Source organism: Dietzia sp. UBA5065 (assembly GCA_002415925.1).
Classification (GTDB): Bacteria; Actinomycetota; Actinomycetes; order Mycobacteriales; family Mycobacteriaceae; genus Dietzia.
In genome coordinates this window covers 1-3,441 of sequence record DIAZ01000124.1, presented here as the reverse complement: position 1 = coordinate 3,441, position 3,441 = coordinate 1, and the positions used below count along the sequence as shown (strand labels likewise).

At 71.3% G+C, this 3,441-nt stretch carries 3 protein-coding genes; 2 read left to right on the top strand and 1 reads right to left on the bottom strand.

All coding sequences use genetic code 11. The features are described 5' to 3' along the window. Nucleotides 1-131: 131 nt before the first annotated feature. Nucleotides 132-1,010 carry a DUF1295 domain-containing protein gene (locus B4M60_RS09760; RefSeq protein WP_291082926.1) on the top strand — a complete coding sequence of 293 codons (879 nt, stop codon included), beginning with the start codon at nt 132-134 and terminating at the stop codon, nt 1,008-1,010. A 48-nt stretch (nt 1,011-1,058) separates the two neighbouring features. Here the strand turns inward: B4M60_RS09760 and B4M60_RS09755 are convergent, their stop codons facing one another. Beyond that, nucleotides 1,059-1,730 carry a hypothetical protein gene (locus B4M60_RS09755; protein ID WP_291082923.1) on the bottom strand — a complete coding sequence of 224 codons (672 nt, stop codon included), beginning with the start codon at nt 1,728-1,730 and terminating at the stop codon, nt 1,059-1,061. A 141-nt stretch (nt 1,731-1,871) separates the two neighbouring features. Between B4M60_RS09755 and B4M60_RS09750 the strand changes: the two genes are divergently transcribed. Then, nucleotides 1,872-2,915, top strand: a complete 1,044-nt coding sequence (locus B4M60_RS09750) for an alcohol dehydrogenase catalytic domain-containing protein (protein ID WP_291082920.1) — start codon at nt 1,872-1,874, stop codon at nt 2,913-2,915. The last annotated feature ends 526 nt before the right edge of the window (nt 2,916-3,441 follow it).

Below are 3,441 nucleotides of genomic sequence, written 5' to 3'. Positions count from 1 at the left end.
CACCTTGATCGTCAATGCCGTGGTCATGCGGCCTCCTTCGTCACCACAGTCGTACCCCCCGGGTCCGACACGACCCCCGCCAGTTCCCCGTTCCCCCAGCCCACGCGGCATCCGCTCTCTACCCTCCCCCTATGAGCCGAGGCGCATCCCTGCTGCGAGTGACCATCGTGTACGTCGTCGCCGTGGCGGCGGGCCTGGCGTGGCTGCTCTGGGGGCCCGCCACCGACCACCTGTGGCTGGACGGCCTGATCGCCGACCTCCTCGCCACCCTGGTCGTCTTTGCCGGCAGCCGGATCTTCCGCAACTCCAGCGTCTATGACCCGTATTGGTCGGTCATCCCGCCGCTGCTCGCCTTCTACTGGTGGGTCACCGCAGACGCCGGTGTCAACGACGTCCGCTGGTGGCTGATGATGGCCGTGCTCCTGGCGTGGGCCGTCCGCCTCACCGCCAACTGGGTCCGCACCTTCCCCGGCATGCACCACGAGGACTGGCGCTACCCGATGGTCCGCGACCGCGCCGGCCGCTTCGGCATGGTCGCCGACCTCATGGGCATCCACGTGTTCCCCACGCTGGTGGTGTTCGCGGGCCTCATCCCCGTCTACGTGGTGGCCACCCGCGCCGGCGAGCCGCTGGGCTGGCTCGACTTCCTCGCCTTTGCCGTCGGCCTGGCCGCGCTGGCCCTCGAGACCGTCGCCGACGCGCAGATGCACCGCTTCCTCGCCACCCGCACGCCGGGCCAGGTCATGGACTCCGGCGTGTGGTCGTGGTCCCGGCACCCGAACTACGTGGGCGAGTGCGGCATCTGGCTCTCCATGGGCCTGTTCGGCCTGGCCGCCTGGCCCGGCGCCTGGTGGGTCCTGGCCGGCGCGGTGGCCATGGTGACGATGTTCCAGGTGGTGAGCATCCCGATGATGGAGGGCCGTAGCCTCGAGCGCCGCCCCGGATACCACCTCGTGGTCCGGCGGGTGTCCCGCTTCCTCCCGCGGCCGCCCAGGAAGGACGCGGGATGACGACGACGACGTGGCCCGCCCCCCGGCCGGGCCGGCGGGGTCCCGCCCTCACACCACCTTCACCCGGACGTGCGACCGGGACAGCTCGTAGGTCTTGACCATCCAGAAGGCTCCCAACGCGAAGAGCGCGCCGGTCTCCACCAGGAGCAGCGCCGTGGTGGAGTCCATCAGCCACGCGATGAGCAGGGCGGCGGCCGGGAAGAGCAGGACCAGCGCCACCAGGATCCGGTAACCCGTGCGGTACCTGCCCCGCAGCCCCGGATCCGGGATGGACCCGAGGGTCTGCTGCCCGTAGAAGAAGATCGACAGCGCGGCCAGGACGAAGAAGGCCGCGGCGGCCACGGCGTGGACGACGCTCACCGGGGTCGCCCCGGGCGATGCCGGGTCCTCCGTCGGGCACAGGGCGGCCACCATCGCCAGCGTCCCCGCCGCGTTGAGCAGCCGGTTCTCGCCGCGCGTGTATCCGCGATACGCCACCAGCGCGACCCCGATCGCCACCAGGGTGCCCACGAAGAGCCCGCGGGCCGGCGTGTAGTAGAACGCGCTGAGCGAGGTCACGGCGGCCGCCGGCTCGGGATCGACGGCCGCCCACCCGACCAGCGCCACGGGCAGCCCGATCGCGCCGACCGCGATCACCATCCGGAGGACGAAGTAGGTCTCCACGATGTACGCCGCCGGCGCCTCGCAGAAGGTCGTGGGATCGCGCTGGGGCTGGGTCACGCTCACACCTCCGTCTTGCGCCGACCCTACTGAACCGTCCCGACGCGGCGTCGCACGTCAGCCGCACTGGACAGCGGGGGGATACTTGTGGCGGGCGTCACTCGTCCGGTGCGCCCTCCGGCCAGACTGAGGAGTGCAGTAATGAAGGCGGTCGTTTTCCAGGGGTTCAAGACCTCCCCCGTACTCAAGGATGTGGACAGGCCCACCCCGGGCCCCGGCGAGGTCCTGCTCAAGGTCGCCGGCTCGGGGGCCTGCCACTCCGACGTGGGCCTGTTCCACGACTACCCGGGAGACCCCACGGGCTTCCTCACCCCGCCGTTCACGCTCGGCCACGAGGTCTCGGGTTGGATCGAGGAGGTGGGCCCCGGCGTCACCGGGTTCACCAAGGGCGACGCGTACCTGGTCTACGGCCCGATCGGCTGCGGGCGCTGCAAGCCGTGCTCCCGCGGACAGGACACGTACTGCCAGGACGTGCCGTCGGTCGGCTACCTGGCCACCGGGCTGGGCCGCGACGGCGGCATGGCCGAGTACATGACGACGTACGCCCGCAACCTCGTGCCGCTGGGCGATGCCGATCCCGTGGCCGCGGCCCCGCTCGCCGACGCCGGCCTGACCCCGTACCACGCCATCAAGCGCGCGATGCCCCACCTCACCGCTCCCGGGGCGACCGCCCTGTGCATCGGGCTGGGTGGGCTCGGCCTGGTGGGGGTGCAGATCATCAAGGCCCTCACCGGCGCCACCGTCTACGCCACCGACACCAAGCCCGGCGCGATCGCCGCCGCGGAGGCCGACGGCGCGATCGGCATCCCCAGCGAGGGCGCCGCCGAGAAGGTCAGGGAACTCACCGGCGGGCTGGGCGTCAACGCGGTGTTCGACTTCGTCGGCGCCGGCCCGACCCTCCAACTGGCCGCGGCGTCCGTCGCGCAGCAGGGCTCGCTCACCGTGGTGGGGCTGGCCGGCGACGACTTCACCTGGAACGCCTTCGGGCTGCCCTACGAGGTGGACTTCTCCTCCACCTACTGGGGCACCCTGGAGGACCTCTACGAGGTGGTGGAGCTCTACCGGGCGGGCAAGATCAACCCTGAGGTGCACGTGTATCCGCTGGATCAGGCGCTGGAGATGTACCAGAAGCTCGTCGACGGCCAGATCAGCGGACGGGCGGTGGTGGCGCCGCACGGGCGCTAGCCGGACCAGGAGGATTGGGGCCCCATCCGAGGGGCATCGCCGGCAGCCGCGAAGGGGGGACGACGCGGCTGCCGGCGACTCGCGTCACGGACGCAGAAATCCGCGGCCTTGCGGCCTGCAGGAAACGCTGCGCCCCGACGTGGTCGGCAGCCCATGGAGGGGGGTCCACGGCTGCACCGACCTCGCAAACCATAAGACGCCCGTCCAGGAGATTCCAAGTCCTACCCCACCCAGACCCCCCTTAATCAACGCTTCTTAATCTGATCTCCATTAACACCGCTCCCGCGGAAAGCGCCCTCGTGGCGGGCTCGCGCATCGCCGCGAGACATGAGAGTCGGCTTATGTGAGCCTGGGTGACATCCGGCTTCGGCGGCCCCGCCGGGGCCGGGATGCCCGCCCCGCCTCCCCGCCGCGGCGCCCCGGACCCCCTCGGCGCCTATCGCGTGAGTCGATGCTTACCTATTTCCGACCCGAGTAGGCCCTGCGTCCACCCGTGCCTGCCGCCCGCGACGCGCCCCGCGCCCCG